Source organism: Nostocoides jenkinsii Ben 74 (assembly GCF_001046875.1).
Classification (GTDB): Bacteria; Actinomycetota; Actinomycetes; order Actinomycetales; family Dermatophilaceae; genus Nostocoides_A; species Nostocoides_A jenkinsii.
Window position 1 is genome coordinate 70,344 of the sequence record NZ_HF571038.1, and the last position, 14,497, is coordinate 84,840.

Genomic DNA, 14,497 nt, shown 5'->3' on the forward strand with positions numbered 1-14,497 from the left:
AGGTCGCCACCTCATGAACCCGACACGGCCGCCGCGATGGACCCGACCAGTTCCATGAAACCACCTGGCTCGATGAACATGACGACCCCCCGCGACCCTGAGCACCTCGTCGCCGCGGTCCACGAGCGGCTGCGTGCCCGCGGGGAGCGGATGACCAGCCAACGCCGGGCCGTCTTGCACGCGATGGCGACCACCACCGGGCACTTGAGCGCCGACGAAGTCTTCGTCCTCGTCGCCGCTGGCGAGCCCGCGGGGCGAGCGCGCGGCATACATCAAGCCAGCGTTTATCGCACTCTCGAGGCGCTCAGCCACCTCGGCATCGTCCAGCACATTCACCTGGGTCACGGGGCCACCGCATACCATTTGATCGACGACGCGCAGGCGCACCCGCACGCGCAATGCCGGGTCTGCGGGGTCGTGGTCGACCTCCCGGTCGACGTGCTCGATGCCGTCGCCACCCAGCTCGCCGCGGCCGACGGATTCCGACTCGACGCGGCCCATGCCGCCCTGTCGGGCACCTGTTCCACCTGTCTGAAGGAGACCTCGTGACGGCAGCCGCCCTCACTGCCATGCCGACCCCCGACCGCCGCGACGCCTGGGACAAGGCCGCCTGGCCACTCGGCGCGCACTACGACGCGCAGACGTCCTCGACCACCTTCGCAGTCGCCGCGCCAGAGGCAACCCGCGTCCTGCTGGAGTTGTATGCCGCGCCCACCGGCCGCGACGCCCTCACCGACGTCGATCTCGTCCGGGACAACGACGGCATCTGGCGCGGCCGGGTGACCGGGGTAGGCCCGGGGGCGCACTACGGCTACCGCGTCTGGGGGCCGGGCTGGGATGTCGACAAGGAGTGGACCCGCGGCAACTCGGCCGCCGGTTTCGTCGCCGACCTCGGCCCGCAGGGGCAGCGGTTCAACCCCAACAAGGTCCTCACCGACCCTTATGCGCGCGAGATCTCGCACGCCCCGTCCAGCCCACTGATCACCGACGCCGGCGCCGACGCGGGGATCTTCGGCTGGGGGCCGCGCGACTACCGCGGCCGGGCCCTGCGCGAGTGGGACACCGGCCAGTTCGCGCCGAAGGCCATCGTCATCGACGATGACACGAGCCCCGGGACGAAGCCGGCGATCCCGCCGGAGTCGAGCGCGATCTACGAGGCGCACATCCGCAATCTGAGCCTCCACCCCTCGGCGGGGGCACTGCGCGCTCACCTTGCCGACCTGCCCGGGTTCGGCGATGTCTTGGACGTTCCCGAGAACCTCCGAGGGACGTATGCCGGGGCGGCCTACCTCGCGCCATACCTCAAGGCGTTGGGGTTCACCACGATCGAACTCCTGCCCGTGCATGAGTCGAGCGGATCGGAACTCAACACGTCCGGTTCGTCGAACCACTGGGCCTATATGACCCTCGGGTTCTTCGCCCCGAACCGGCAGTATGCGGCCGACAAGTCCCCCGGCGGGCCGACGCGCGAGTTCAAGGAGATGGTGCGGGCCTTCCACGAGGAGGGACTGGAGGTCTACCTCGACGTCGTCTACAACCACACCGGCGAGGGCGGCAACTGGGGCGATCGCGACACGGTGGGCTTCACCTCGTTCGGTGGGTTCGCGACGACGGATTATTACGTGCTGACCGACGACGGGGTGCTCGTGGACGGCGCCACCGGCTGCGGCAATCAGACGAATATGTCGAGCATCGTCACGCGGGCTCTGGTGGTGCACTCGTTGGCCTACTGGAGCGACGAGATGGGCGTCGACGGCTTCCGCTTTGACCTCGCGCCGGTGCTCGGTCGACGCCCGGAAGCTCAGGCGCGCAGCGACTGGAGCGGGCAGCAGCGGTTCTATCAGGATCATCCGTTGCTCATCGCGATCCGCGAGATGGCGCAGGCCCGTGACATCGAGGTCATCGCCGAGGCGTGGGACTTGTGGGGCTATGAGGTCGGCAACTTCCCGGACGGTTGGGCGGAGTGGAACGGCCGGTTCCGCGACGGCATTCGCCGCTTCGGCAAGGGCGACGGTAATACCGGTGCCTTCCTCGAAATGATGAATGGCGACTATCGCAATTTCGCCGATCAGGGCGGGCCCCAGCGCTCGATCAACTTCGTCACCGCGCACGACGGCTTTTGCCTGCTCGACCTCGTGGCCTATGACCAGAAGAACAACGGCGGCGCGTGGCCGTTCGGCCCTTCCGATGGCGGGAGCGACAGCAACGACTCCTGGGGCTCCGGCGGCGACCCGGCGCTGATCCGGCAGCGGCTGCGCAACTTTTGGACCCTGCTCTTCCTCGCGCGCGGCGTGCCGATGGTGTGCTCCGGCGATGAGTTCGGCCGCACGCAGAACGGCAACAACAACCCCTACAACCTCAACACCGTCGGTATGTGGAACAACTGGGCCGCGCTCGCGACCTCGTCGCCGACGGCGATTCCGGTCGACCCGGGCCGCCCAGACCTGGCGTATCGCGACGCCTTCGGCCGCGCCGCCGGCCCGGCGCAGGTGAACCCGCAGGTCGTCTTCTCGGCCTACCTCGCTCGGCTGCGCCGGGATCACCCCGGCCTGCGGCAGCGGACGTATGGCGATGCCGTCCTCGGCGGCGGCGACGTCAGCTATGTGTTTTTCACTCCGGGAGAGGCGAATTCGCCTCGCGAGGGCGATCGTGCGCTGCGCCTGTGGATCGACGGCTCGGGGGTTGGCGCCTCGGACCTGCTGGTGCTGATCAATATGGCCGATCACCCGGTGACGTTCGCGGTCCCGCAGGGCCCGGAGACGGTCGCGTGGCGCCGGATCATCGACACCTCCGCGACCTTCGAAGCCGGTTTCAATTGCTGGTCCGTCGCCGCCGGGGATGTGATCGTCGGGACGTATGGCGCGGCCCCCTGGTCCATCGTCGTGCTCGCCGAAGGCGCCCCGGGCTCGTCGGGCTCCCCCGGATCGGGTCCGGCGGCACCACCGGACCCGGCTTCGGGGAAGGGGAAGGGCGCCAACACCGGCCCGGCCAAGCCACCAGCCACCGATGTGGTGAGCCAGGTGACGGACTTGTTGGTCGAGTCGGTGACGGGCTGGTTCAAGCGCCGCAAGCGCTGACGCCGTGGTTCGGACCACCAAGTCTCGGGTCCGAGGCCTGGTGCTAGGTTGGCCGGGCGTCGAGCAGGGAAAGTCCGGTGAGATCCCGGCGCTGACCCGCAACGGTGACCGCTACGGCGGCGAGCCCGAATGCCTGTGCGGCGCAGTCCGGTTGCACCCATTCGATTCCCCGCCGAGGTATGCGGAGGAAGGACTCCCCATGATCATCACTCGTTCCCGTCGTGCCCTCGTGGCCCTCAGCGCCACGGCCCTGTCCGGGGCACTGTCCGGAATGCTCGTCTCGCCCGCTGCGGCACACGCCGACACGTCAACCACCGCCGGGGATGTGGCCCCGGCCGCCTCGGCCGGCGACCGCGCCGCCGCACAGCACGCCGCCGCCTGGCTCGGCTGGCAATTCGTCGAGAAGAGTCACTTGCAGACGGAGTTCGACGGCACGGCATACGACGATGCGGGCTTGACCCTCGACGCCGTGCTCGCCTTCGCCGCAGCCAAGAGCAACGCGGCACGCTCGGGAGCCGCCCTGAACTGGCTGTCCGACTCGACGCGACTGGCGGGCTACATCGGGGACGGGACGACCGAGTCGTATGCCGGTGCCCACGCGAAGTTGGCGCTGGCGTTGCAGGTGAGCGGGCGCGATGCCGCGTCGTTCGGCGGTCGCAATGTCGTCTCCGAGTTGGCCGGCCTGCAGGCCTCGAGTGGCCGGCTGAGCGACACGTCGCAGTGGGGCGACTACAGCAACGCCTTCGGCCAGAGCCTGGGGACGATTGCGCTGGTGCGCGCGGGCCAGACGAAGCCGGCGAACCGCGCCGCCGCCTACCTGGCCAGCCAGGCATGTGCGGACGGCGGAGTCCCGATCGCGTTCGAGCAGGGCGCGTGCACGTCCGACGCCGACGCGACGGCATTGGCGGTGCAGGCGTTCGCCGCGACGGGGCGCGGTGCTGCGGCCGCCAGGGCGGCAACCTGGTTGCGCGGCAAGGCAATTCCGGCGGCCAACACCAACTCGGCGGGTCTCGCGGGTGCCGCGCTGGTTGTCGCCGGGCGACCGAACCTCGCCACCGCGGCGGGGTTGCGCACCTTCATCCGGGGCAAGCAGCAGACCTGCGACGCCCCGGCCGGGCGGCGTGGTGCGATCGCGTATGCCGCGGGCCCCTTCGATCGTGGCACCGCCGTGCGGGCGACCACCCAGGCGATCCTCGGACTGACCTCCGCAAATCTCGCGACGCTCTCGGCGACCGGTTCCACTCCCGGCGCCCCGGCGCTGACCTGCTGAGGCGGCCGCGCACCATACGGTGGTGAGGCTTTCCCGCCGTGGTGAGGCTTTCCGCGGAGCCCGTGAGGCTTTACCACCGTGGTGAGGCTTTCCGCGGGGCCCGTGAGGCTTTCGTGCTGTGGTGAGGCGTTATAGCGCCTCACCACAGCACAAAGCCCTCACCAACCCGCACAAAAGCCTCACGACTGGACAAACCCCTCACGACCGCACGAAAGCCTCACGACCGCACAAACCCCTCACGACCCGGGGCCGACGGCGTCAGCAACACCGGGTCCAGCCGAACCGCATCCAGCACCACCGGGTTCAGCGGGGAAGCCGCCACATCGCCGGGGGCGCAGCCGGGCAGCCAACGCTCCAGATCCCCCGCCGCGTGCGCCCCCGGGCGCTCGACGACGCGCTCGCCATCGGCATACCAAATCACCGTCATCACCGCCCGCATCCGGTCGGTGCCATTGGCCAGGGCCCGGTGCAGCGTCCAGCCCCCGTGGAAAGAGGCGTCCCCGAGCGCGAGGCTGGCGGGCTCGGACACCGGAAACCGTTCCCCCAGAACGCCATCCACCACCTGCGCAGCGAAGAACGACTCCGACGCCGCCGAGATCACCTCCTCCGACAACGACCCGACCGCATTCGTGCCCGACGCGAACTGCAGGGTGCCCATCGCCGGTTCCACCGTTTGCAGCGGGAGCCACATCGTGATGCAGCGCTCCCCGCGCAGCGGCCAGTAGCCCGCGTCCTGATGCCAGGGGGGATCCCGCCGCCCGGCTCCTTGAAGAGCGCCTGATCGTGGTAGAGCCGCACCCGATCCACCCCCAGCAGCGCCGCCGCGATCCCGGCGAAGCGCGGCGCCAGCACGAGCTCGGCGACCGTGCCGTCGACCTCCCACAGATTCATCGTCTGCAGGAACGCCTGGCTGTACAGGTCTCGCTGCGCCAACGGCCGCGATTCGGTTTTGTTGGCCACCACCGCCGCCTCGATCACCGGCGCGAACCGGGCCACCTCGTCCGCCTCGGCGACCCCTCGCAGGACGACGTGACCATCGCGGACGTATGCCGCGCGGGCGGCGGCGGACACGGCATACGGCTCGACGAATGCGGGGGCAGCGCTCACGAGTCCCAGGATATGGACCGGCCCCCGCCCACGGACCGACCCGGGCGGCGCGCACGCTTTGATGGACGTATGACGATCACCCGCCAGGTCGGCGCCGTAATGGACATGTCGGTCAATGGCACGGCCGACCTCATCCTGTCCCTCGCCGTCGCCGCCGACCACACCGTGGAGTCGGAGCGGCTGTCGATGGTGATCAATGGCTACGAGATGGTCATGACCGAGGTGCTCGGCCCGGTCGGTTCCCGGTTCCATGTCGCGCGCGGGCTCCCGGTCGGGCGCATGACCCTCACCTACGAGGCGACCGTGACCGGCGCGCTCGAACCCACCCGCGTCAGCCCCCTTGAGTTCATCGAATCCGTGCGCCCGAGCCGCTATTGCGACTCCGACAGGCTCCTGACCGTTGCCCGGGCGGAACTCGGATCACTCACTGGCACAGAGCTTTTGATCGCTGCGACGCAGTGGGTCAATCAGCACATCAGCTACGTCAGCGGCTCGTCGCGCCCGGTCGATACGGCGCTGGACACCTACCTCGCGCGCCGGGGCGTCTGCCGTGATTTTGCGCACCTGCTCATCACCTTCCTGCGCGCTTACAACGTGCCGGCGCGGTTGGTGTCGGTGTATGCCCCGGGCCTTAGACCGATGGATTTTCACGCGATCGTCGAGGCCTGCATCGACGGTGTCTGGTACGCCCTCGACGCCACCGGCCTCGCGCCCCGCGACGCCATGGTCCGCATCGCAACCGGCCAGGACACCTCGGACACGGCGTTCATGACGGTCACCCGCGGCTTCGTCGCGCTCCATTCGATGCAGGTGACGGCGGTGCTCGACGGACGCGATCTCAGCGTCGACGACCCGTCTCAGTTGATCGCGCTGAACTGACCACGCTTGAACTCGCCGCGCACGAGATGGCTCGGTTCCTCGCCGCGCCCGATCCGCCCCAATTGCTCGCGCAGGAGTTGGATGGCACGGGGCCGCATGGCGGTCGACATGCCGCCCACGTGCGGGCTGATCAGGACATTCGGCGCACGCCACAACGGATGCTCGGCGGGCAGAGGCTCTGGATCCGTCACGTCCAAGGCGAACGCCAGCCGGTCCGTTTGCCGCAGCACGGCTTCCGTGTCGGCCACCGGTCCGCGGGCCACATTGACGACCAGCGCGCCGTCGGGGAGCGCGGCCAGGAAGTCGTCGCCGACCAGCCCGCGCGTCGCGTCCGAGAGCGGCACCACGACGATGACCACCTGAGCCAGCGGTAGCAATGTGGGCAGCTCGTCCGTACCGTGCACACGGTCGACAAGATCGTCCCCGGGCCGCGCCCGGCTCGCCACGGCCGTCACCTCGGCTTTGAACGGCAGCAGCCGGGAAACGATGGCCCGCCCCACCGACCCATATCCGAGGACCAGCACCCGCCGATCGGCCAGCGCCGGCCAGTCGTGTGGGCGTGCCCAGGTCCCGTCCGCCTGGTTCCGGACGAACTGGGGTATGCCGCGCAGCCCGGCCAGCGTCAACGCGAGCGCCATCTCCGACGTCGAGTCGTCATGCAGGTGCCCCGCATTGGCAACGGCCACGCCCTCGGGCAGCTTCTCGAGAATGCCGTCGTAGCCCGCCGTCAACAACTGCACGAAGCGCACGGTGGGCACATTCGCAACGGCGCCGATGCGCCGGGCGGCTCCCAAATAGTTCGGGATGACGACCTCGATGTCGTCGGTCGGCGGCGGGTCGGTGAGGTTCCAGACGACCGCGTCGATCCCGGGGATAGGGCCCACGTCGTCAAGCCAGGATTGGTCGGGGAAGGAGGCGCGCACCATACGACCAGGGTATGCCGCGCCTCACCTCCCCACCTCACCTCATCGAGCAACTTCCGCATCTGCGGATAGAATGGACAGATCAATCCGTGAATGCGTTAGTGTGCGCTGGTGCCTGAGTATCGCGTCAAGCAAGCCGCCGACCTGCTCGGCGTCTCCGATGACACCCTGCGCCGGTGGATAGAGCAGGGGCGCCTCGCCGCCACGACGAGCGCAGGCCGCCAAACTGTCGACGGCGCCGAACTTGCCGCGTTCGCCCACGCTCTCGCCGCCGACGTGCCCCGCCCGGCACCCATGCCGGTGGTCTCCGAGTCAGCGCGCAATCGGTTCGTCGGCCTGGTCACCAACGTCATCCGCGACACCGTCATGGCGCAAGTGGAGATGCAGTGCGGCCCGCACCGGATCGTCTCGCTGATGAGCCGCGAGGCCGCCGATGATCTCGGTCTGGAGCCGGGCGTCCTGGCCATCGCGGCCGTCAAGTCAACCAATGTCGTTGTGGAGGTTCCCGACCGTGCGTAAAACAAGCCTCAGCGTGAGTGTTGCCTACTCCGTTGCCAGCTTCGCGCTGCTCGCTGGCTGCGGAGGGAGCAGCGGGCAGACGAGTTCCACCGGCTCGACGTCCACCACGTCATCGGCGAGTTCATCCGACACGTCAGCCGCAACGTCATCCACTACCGCGGCCGGAGCCACCGGCTCGATCACGGTCCTCGCCGCGGCCTCGCTCACCGAGTCGTTCACCACGATCGCGAACGACTTCGAAGCCGCCCACCCCGGCTCAACCGTGACCCTCTCGTTCGGCCCGTCCTCGGGCCTGGCCACCCAAGTGGTCAATGGCGCTCCCGCCGACGTCTTCGCCGCCGCCAGCACCAAGACAATGGGCACTGTGGTCGACGCGGGCTACGCGAGCGGGCCGACGAACTTCGCCACCAATTCGATGACGATCGTGGTCCCGACCAAGAATCCGGCCAAGGTGGACAGCCTCGACGATCTGACCAATCCCGACACCTTGGTTGCCGTGTGCCAGGCCGAGGTCCCGTGCGGCGCCGCGGCCGCGACCGTCTTCGGCAACGCCGGGCTCACCGTCAAGCCCGTGAGCGAGGAAGCCGACGTCAAGGCGGTGCTCACCAAGGTCAGCCTCGGCGAGGTCGACGCCGGGATCGTCTATGTCACCGACGCGAAGGCCGCGGCCAACGACGTCACCGCCATCGCGATCCCCGCCGCCGACAACGCCACCACGAGCTACCCGATCGCCGCAATCTCCAAGGCGCCGAGCCCGGCGCTGGCCAAGGAGTTCGTCGCCTACGTCCTCTCCGACGCGGGTCAAGCCGTCCTGGCCCAAGCGGGCTTTGCCGCGCCTTAGGCAGGCCATTGCCACCCGGCAAGATGAGCGTATGAAGGAGCGAGCCCACGGATCGGCGGCCACACCCCGACCCGTGAGTTGGCAACTCGGCGCACCCGCCGCCGTGGGCGCGGCCTTCCTTCTCCTTCCCCTCCTCGCCCTTGTGACGAGAGCGCCCTGGCGCTCACTGCCCGAACACCTCAGCGAACCCGCGATTCAAACCTCCTTGCGGCTGTCGTTGGTGTGCGCGACGGCGGCGGCGGGCACGGCCATACTCCTCGGGGTTCCGCTTGCCTGGGTGTTGGCGCGATCCCGTGCCCGGGGAATCGGGCTGGTTCGGGCACTGGTCACCGTGCCCCTCGTGCTTCCCCCTGTCGTCGGCGGCGTGGCACTGCTCAAGGCGTTCGGTCGCAACGGACTCCTCGGCCGCTGGCTCGACGAGGCCTTCGGGGTGACGCTGCCCTTCACCACGACCGGCGTGATCGTGGCCGAGACCTTCGTCGCTATGCCCTTCCTGGTCCTGGCGATGGAAGGCGCCTTCCGCTCGATCGACCCTGGTCTGGAGGAGGCCGCGACCACCCTAGGGGCGTCGCGCTGGTTCGCCTTCACTCGGGTGAGCCTGCCCTCCGCCCTCCCGGGGCTGCTCGCCGGATCGCTGCTGGCCTGGGCCCGAGCTCTCGGCGAGTTCGGTGCGACGATCACCTTCGCCGGCAACTCCCCTGGGCGCACCACGACGATGCCAATCTCGGTCTATCTCGCGATGGAACGCGATCCCGATGCCGCCGTATCCCTCGCGCTTGTCCTCTTGCTGACGGCTGTCATCGTCCTGGTCGCCCTCCGCGGACGCTGGTTGACGACATGAGTTCCGTGGATGCCATCGCGCGCGCCGACCTACTCGTCACCGCCACCTTGGGCCATCCCCCCTTCACCCTCAACGCCGACGTCCGCTTCCCGGCCGGCCAGGTCGTCGGCGTCTTGGGCCCCAACGGGGCCGGGAAAACCACCCTCCTGCGCGGGATCGCCGGTCTCGCTCCAGTCCGTTCGGGGCGAATCCGCCTGGGCGAGCGGACTTTCGACGACGAAGCCACCGGTGAGTTCGTGACGCCGCAGGAGCGGCGGGTGGGGGTCGTCTTCCAGGACTATCGCCTCTTTCCCCGAATGAGCGTTCGGGACAATGTCGCCTTCGGTCTGCGGGCCGCGGGACGTCCTCGGCCGTATGCCCGTGCTGTCGCGGACGCCTGGCTGGCTCGCGTTGGTCTCGCCGACCTCGCCGAGCGTCGACCCGGGGCGTTGTCGGGCGGGCAGGCCCAGCGGGTCGCGCTGGCCCGGGCCCTGGCGACTGACCCCGAGGTCCTCCTCCTCGACGAGCCGCTGGCGGCCTTGGATGCGGGCACCCGGGCCGCCACCCGATCGTGGTTGCGCAGCCATTTGGCGGAGGTGGCCGGACCTGTCGTCGTGGTGACGCACGACCCACTGGAGGCGATGGTGCTGACCGATCGGCTCGTTGTCCTCGACGCGGGAGGTGTTGTGCAGCAAGGCAGCCCCGCCGAGGTCGCCCGCCGCCCGGCCGGTGAATGGGTCGCCACCCTGCTCGGGCTGAACTTCTATCGTGGCTACCTCGACGCCGCCACCGGGACCGTTCTCCTCGACGGTGGGGGGCACCTGGTGACCAGTTCTGGGGGGGAGTTCGAGTCGAGACGGGACTCGGGACTCGACGCGGGTCCCGACTCCGGACTTGTCGCGGGGCTCGACCCCGCACTCAGGTCCGGTCCCGCGTTGGTGACTCTGTCGCCGTCGGCGGTCACGGTCCATACGAGCAAGCCGCACGACGCCTCGCCCCGCAACGTCTGGCCGGGACGCATCACTCATCTCGAAGCGCTCGGCGGGCGCGTACGCCTCGACGTCGCCGGCGAACCGTCTGCTTTGGTGGACCTCACCGCGGCCAGCGTCGCGGAGTTGGGCCTCGGCCCCGGCGTCCCGGTCTGGCTCAGCGCGAAGGCGACGGAGGTCGAGGTTTATCGCGCCGCGCCGGCGCGCGATGTCGAGGTGGCGGACTCCCCCTAAGGTTGGCCACCGAAAGGAGGTCCCGTGCCAGACCTGCTGGGCGCCGTGGACGTCACGGAGGCCTTCCGGTTCGTCGACGTCGCCGGCGTGTTTTGCAATGGTGCGATCGGAGCGACCATCGCGCGGCGGCGAAAGTTCGATGTCATCGGCTTCACCGTCCTCGGCGTCGTCTCCGGCCTGGCTGGCGGGGTCATCCGCGACGTGATGCTCCAGGTCGGGCAGCCCGTCGCCCTGACCGACCCGGCCTACCTAGTGACCGCACTGCTCGGCGTGCTGGCGGCCACCCTGATCAAGATGGACGGGCGCACGTGGCAGTGGCCGCTCGCGGTCTTCGACGCCCTGGCCCTCGGCTGTTGGGCGGCCACCGGAACCATCAAGGCGCAGATCACCGGCCTGGGAATGCTGGCCTCCGTCCTGCTGGGCGTCATCACCGCCATCGGCGGCGGAATGGTGCGCGACGTCTGCATCGGGCAGGTCCCCGCCGTCCTCGGCGGCAACACTCTCTATGCGACGGCCGCCCTGGCCGCGTCGACCTCGATCCTGCTCGTCCCGCCCACCCAACGACCAACCCTCGGTATGGCGATCGGCATCGCCGTCGGCAGTGCCCTCACCTTGATCGCGCGGTGGCGCAAATGGACGCTGCCGGTCGACGCGGACGTCGGGGTGACCCTCTCCCCGCGCCAGATGCGCAAACTCATCCGGCGAAGCGTGCGCGCCGGGGTCCGCCAAGAGCGTCGCCGGGCCCTGGCCGCAAGCGCCGAGGGGGCAGTGGGGGCCGAGGGGGTTGAGGGGGCAGCGCGCGGCAGCGACCCCGGAACGTGAAGCCACCACCACTCCGAACTTGAGCACGCCTTACGAACTTGAGCACGCCCTGGAAGGCGTGCTCAAGTTCGTAAGGCGTGCTCAAGTTCGGAGTCAGGCCTGAGGTTGCCCGCACCGTCAGGCCCGACCGGACCGTCAGTTGGCGGTGACCTCGCGGGCCAAGGCAGTCGGCATGTGGTCGTAGCGCACGAACTCTCGGGTGAAACTGCCCGTGCCGTGCGCCACCGAGCGCAGGTCGATCGGATAGCGCGACAACTCGTGCTGCGGGACCTCGGCCGTGATGGTCGTAAAGCCTTCGGTGTCGTCGGCGGGCAGGGTGCCGTGGACTTGGCCGCGGCGGCCGCGCAGGTCGGCGAGCACCGCACCCACGTGGTCATCCGCAACCGTGACCGTGATGGCGTCGATCGGCTCCAGCATCGCCACCGTGCCCTCGTCGGCCGCCTCGCGCAACGCCTGCCCGGCCGCGGTCTGGAATGCCATGTCCGAGGAGTCGACCGAGTGGGCCTTCCCGTCATACAGGGTCACGCGGACGTCGACGCAGGGGTAGCCCGCCAACACGCCCTTCTCCAACTGCGCGCGGGCGCCCTTCTCGACCGACGGGATGAACTGGCGCGGCACCGCCCCGCCGACCACCTTGTCGACGAACTCGATGCCGGCGCCCCGCTCCAGCGGCTCGATCTTGATCTTCACGACCGCATATTGACCGTGACCACCGGACTGCTTCACGAGTCGCCCTTGGACATCGCAGGCTCGCACAAAAGTCTCGCGCAGCGAGGTCTTCAGCGGCTCGGCCTCGACGTTGACGTTGTAGCGCTCCTTCAACCGGGCGAGCAGGTCATCGACGTGCGCCGGGCCAAGCGCCCACAACACCAACTGGTGCGTCTCGACGTTGTGCTCCAACCGCATGGTGACGTCTTCGGCAACGAGCCGGCCCAGCGCCGCAGCCAACTTGTCCTCGTCAGCCTTCGAGGCCGCGTGGATGGCGACGGGCAGCAGGGGCTCCGGCAGCAGCCACGCCTGCACCAGCGCCGGGCGCTCCGGCGTCGACAAGGTGTCCGACGTCTCGGCGTGCGCGACCTTGGTTACCCAGACCAGGTCACCGGCGATGGCTTCTGTGCGGGGCACGGACTCCTCGCCCGACGTGGTGGACACGTGCCCACTCCGATCGGCATCGGAGTCGTGATCGGGGTGGCCCTCCGTCGCATGCGCCGCGGTCTGCGCGAGGTGACCGGAGACGTGCAGTTGCATATCGGGTCGCAGCGTCCCCGAGAAGACGCGGACGAGCGAGAGCCGACCGACATACTGGTCACTGGAGGTGCGCACCACCTCCGCGACCAACGGCCCTGCCGGATCGCAGGTCACCTCGCCGAAGTCCGCGCCGTCCGGCGTGGTTACCTCGGGCATCCACGCGTCCGCGGGCGACGGGAAGCCGTGCTCGAACAGCCGCAGCAACTCGCTGACCCCCACGCCGCTCGCCCAGTGCGTCGGCACGATCGGGAAGAAGCGCGCCGATCCGATCGCCGCCCGCAGGTCCGCGCGGAGAGTCTCGGCGTCGAGATCCTCGCCCTCCAGGTAGCGGTCGAGCATCGACTCGTCCTCAGACTCCTCGATGATCGCCTCGACCACCCCGCCGCGCAGGTCGTCGACGATGGCCCGCTGGTCGTCGTCGAGCGCGCCGACCGCAGCGCCGTCCGGGCCGTGGACCTCCTGGCTGAGCAGGTCGATCAGGCCGGTGACCTTCTCCCCGTCGAGGACCGGAACCTGTAGCGGCTGCGCGTCGCCAAACGCCCGCCGGCAGGCGTCCACCACCGAGGCGTAATCGTCGCGCGTCTGCTCCAGCTTCGTCAGGGCGACGGCTCGCGGCATACCGACCGCGGCACACTCGCGCCACAACATCTTGGATGCTTCGTCCACGGTGGCACCCGCCGCCACCACGAAGAGCGCCGCGTCCGCCGCGCGCAGCCCGGCCCGCACTTCGCCGACGAAGTCCGGCGCCCCGGGAGTGTCGACCAGGTTGATGAGCAGATCACCGTGCCCGAGCGCCGACATCCGCAGCGCCGTCGAGGCGCTCGAATCATCCTTCCGGCGCCCCCCACCGGCTCCGACCAGACGATCGAAGAGCGTGGACTTGCCACCACCGCTCGGACCGACCAGGACGATATTGCGAATCTGCTGCGGGGAGGCAGGTATGGGCAGTGAAGGCCCACCATTGGGACGACTCATATTCCTAACCTTAGTCACCTGCCGCGCGCCGACCGGCCCCCCTCACCGTGGTGCCGAACGGGGTTCCACGAGGGCCCGGGCGGGTTATGACGTCAGTCGCCCGAGGCCGCGATCAGCGCGTCGTGGACCCCGGGTTCCTGGGGTCCGAGGATCGGATCACGCCCACTCACCACGTCGTATGCCGCTTTGACCGCCGCGAGCTTCTCTCGCCGCGCGCCGGCGGTCCAGGGGCCGGAGTACCTCTTGCCGACCGTGTCCCCGACGCCGTCGGCGTCGAGACCGAGGGCGCGACAGGTCGCCACCGCACGCGGGAGGTGGAACTCCTGGGTCACGGCGATGACGCGCTGGACAGCGAAGATCCGCTGCGCTCGCGCGCACGAGTCGTAGGTATCCCGTCCGGCGAAGTCCCGGACAACACGGTCGGCCGGAACCCCTTGTGCCACGAGGTAATCCAGCATCGCGGTCGGCTCGTCATAGTCGTGCGTGCGGTTGTCCCCGGACACCAAAATCACCTCGACCTTGCCGGTGTCCAGGAGCGTCTTGGCGACATCGAGGCGATAGGCGAGATAGGGGGTCGGGCGACCATCGGCGGTGATTCCGGCACCGAAGACTAGGGCGACGGGAGCGGGCGGGACGTCGGCCGCGGCATACACGTGTCCGTCGGCCTTATCGGCGATCCAGAGGTTGGCGCCCACCGGGACGGCCAACCCGAGCGTCGCGAGCGCGCCGGCGGCGAGGATGAGCTTGCGCCGCTTCGTCATCCGGTCACGCTCCGTTCCGTCATACGGTCACG

The 14,497-nt window shown here is 69.4% G+C and carries 14 protein-coding genes; 9 read left to right on the plus strand and 5 right to left on the minus strand.

The features are described 5' to 3' along the window. The first annotated feature begins 72 nt into the window (after positions 1 to 72). From BN13_RS00325 to BN13_RS00335, 3 genes are all read left to right on the plus strand, one after another. On the plus strand, positions 73 to 549 hold the full coding sequence (locus BN13_RS00325; RefSeq protein ID WP_048543507.1) for a Fur family transcriptional regulator: 477 nt from the start codon (positions 73 to 75) through the stop codon (positions 547 to 549). Next, positions 546 to 3,077 carry an alpha-amylase family glycosyl hydrolase gene (locus BN13_RS00330; protein WP_157038348.1) on the plus strand — a complete coding sequence of 844 codons (2,532 nt, stop codon included), beginning with the start codon at positions 546 to 548 and terminating at the stop codon, positions 3,075 to 3,077. Before BN13_RS00325 ends, BN13_RS00330 begins: the two co-directional genes overlap by 4 nt. A gap of 199 nt (positions 3,078 to 3,276) precedes the next feature. Next, positions 3,277 to 4,347: a hypothetical protein gene (locus BN13_RS00335; protein ID WP_048543509.1), complete on the plus strand. Its 1,071-nt coding sequence runs from the start codon at positions 3,277 to 3,279 to the stop codon at positions 4,345 to 4,347. Between the two features lie 217 nt (positions 4,348 to 4,564). On the opposite strand, the gene BN13_RS18425 is transcribed toward BN13_RS00335, so the two are convergent. Further along, positions 4,565 to 5,038 carry a phytanoyl-CoA dioxygenase family protein gene (locus tag BN13_RS18425; RefSeq protein ID WP_235433879.1) on the minus strand — a complete coding sequence of 158 codons (474 nt, stop codon included), beginning with the start codon at positions 5,036 to 5,038 and terminating at the stop codon, positions 4,565 to 4,567. Continuing rightward, a complete protein-coding gene (locus BN13_RS20115) occupies positions 4,945 to 5,454 on the minus strand; it encodes a phytanoyl-CoA dioxygenase family protein (protein WP_053079673.1) in 510 nt (169 codons plus the stop codon). The genes BN13_RS18425 and BN13_RS20115 overlap by 94 nt, the downstream gene beginning before the upstream one ends. Positions 5,455 to 5,523: 69 nt before the next feature. Here BN13_RS20115 and BN13_RS00345 point away from each other — a divergent pair, with 69 nt between their 5' ends. Continuing rightward, a complete protein-coding gene (locus BN13_RS00345) occupies positions 5,524 to 6,333 on the plus strand; it encodes a transglutaminase-like domain-containing protein (RefSeq protein WP_157038349.1) in 810 nt (269 codons plus the stop codon). Here the strand turns inward: BN13_RS00345 and BN13_RS00350 are convergent. Then, on the minus strand, positions 6,312 to 7,259 hold the full coding sequence (locus BN13_RS00350; RefSeq protein WP_048543511.1) for a 2-hydroxyacid dehydrogenase: 948 nt from the start codon (positions 7,257 to 7,259) through the stop codon (positions 6,312 to 6,314). The genes BN13_RS00345 and BN13_RS00350 overlap by 22 nt on opposite strands. Positions 7,260 to 7,367: 108 nt before the next feature. Between BN13_RS00350 and BN13_RS00355 the strand changes: the two genes are divergently transcribed. From BN13_RS00355 to BN13_RS00375, 5 genes are read left to right on the plus strand one after another with little or no spacing between them, the layout of a single operon-like run. Beyond that, on the plus strand, positions 7,368 to 7,775 hold the full coding sequence (locus BN13_RS00355) for a TOBE domain-containing protein (RefSeq protein ID WP_048543514.1): 408 nt from the start codon (positions 7,368 to 7,370) through the stop codon (positions 7,773 to 7,775). Continuing rightward, positions 7,768 to 8,616, plus strand: coding sequence for a molybdate ABC transporter substrate-binding protein (gene modA, locus BN13_RS00360; protein ID WP_235433880.1), 849 nt, complete (start codon positions 7,768 to 7,770; stop codon positions 8,614 to 8,616). The genes BN13_RS00355 and modA overlap by 8 nt, the downstream gene beginning before the upstream one ends. A gap of 31 nt (positions 8,617 to 8,647) precedes the next feature. After that, positions 8,648 to 9,457 (plus strand): ABC transporter permease, encoded by an 810-nt coding sequence (locus BN13_RS00365; RefSeq protein ID WP_048543516.1) that lies wholly within the window; start codon positions 8,648 to 8,650, stop codon positions 9,455 to 9,457. Beyond that, complete coding sequence (locus BN13_RS00370) at positions 9,454 to 10,659, plus strand: ABC transporter ATP-binding protein (protein WP_084733469.1); 1,206 nt, start codon at positions 9,454 to 9,456, stop codon at positions 10,657 to 10,659. The genes BN13_RS00365 and BN13_RS00370 overlap by 4 nt, the downstream gene beginning before the upstream one ends. A 24-nt stretch (positions 10,660 to 10,683) precedes the next feature. Further along, on the plus strand, positions 10,684 to 11,481 hold the full coding sequence (locus BN13_RS00375) for a trimeric intracellular cation channel family protein (protein WP_235433881.1): 798 nt from the start codon (positions 10,684 to 10,686) through the stop codon (positions 11,479 to 11,481). Positions 11,482 to 11,616: 135 nt separating this feature from the next. Here the strand turns inward: BN13_RS00375 and BN13_RS00380 are convergent, their stop codons facing one another. Both BN13_RS00380 and BN13_RS00385 read right to left on the minus strand, forming a co-directional pair. Further along, entirely contained in the window at positions 11,617 to 13,704 is a 2,088-nt protein-coding gene (locus BN13_RS00380) for an elongation factor G-like protein EF-G2 (protein WP_048543518.1), read from the minus strand. A 92-nt stretch (positions 13,705 to 13,796) separates the two neighbouring features. Next, entirely contained in the window at positions 13,797 to 14,465 is a 669-nt protein-coding gene (locus BN13_RS00385; protein WP_048543519.1) for a SanA/YdcF family protein, read from the minus strand. Positions 14,466 to 14,497 lie beyond the last annotated feature (32 nt).

Bases quoted from the DNA above. Each gene is read 5' to 3' on its own strand.
- BN13_RS00325 (WP_048543507.1), top strand. From the start codon at position 73: ATGAACATGACGACCCCCCGCGACCCTGAGCACCTCGTCGCCGCGGTC.
- BN13_RS00335 (WP_048543509.1), top strand. From the start codon at position 3,277: ATGATCATCACTCGTTCCCGTCGTGCCCTCGTGGCCCTCAGCGCCACG.
- BN13_RS18425 (WP_235433879.1), bottom strand. From the start codon at position 5,038: ATGTGGCTCCCGCTGCAAACGGTGGAACCGGCGATGGGCACCCTGCAG.
- BN13_RS00345 (WP_157038349.1), top strand. From the start codon at position 5,524: ATGACGATCACCCGCCAGGTCGGCGCCGTAATGGACATGTCGGTCAAT.
- BN13_RS00350 (WP_048543511.1), bottom strand. From the start codon at position 7,259: ATGGTGCGCGCCTCCTTCCCCGACCAATCCTGGCTTGACGACGTGGGC.
- BN13_RS00365 (WP_048543516.1), top strand. From the start codon at position 8,648: ATGAAGGAGCGAGCCCACGGATCGGCGGCCACACCCCGACCCGTGAGT.
- BN13_RS00370 (WP_084733469.1), top strand. From the start codon at position 9,454: ATGAGTTCCGTGGATGCCATCGCGCGCGCCGACCTACTCGTCACCGCC.
- BN13_RS00380 (WP_048543518.1), bottom strand. From the start codon at position 13,704: ATGAGTCGTCCCAATGGTGGGCCTTCACTGCCCATACCTGCCTCCCCG.
- BN13_RS00385 (WP_048543519.1), bottom strand. From the start codon at position 14,465: ATGACGAAGCGGCGCAAGCTCATCCTCGCCGCCGGCGCGCTCGCGACG.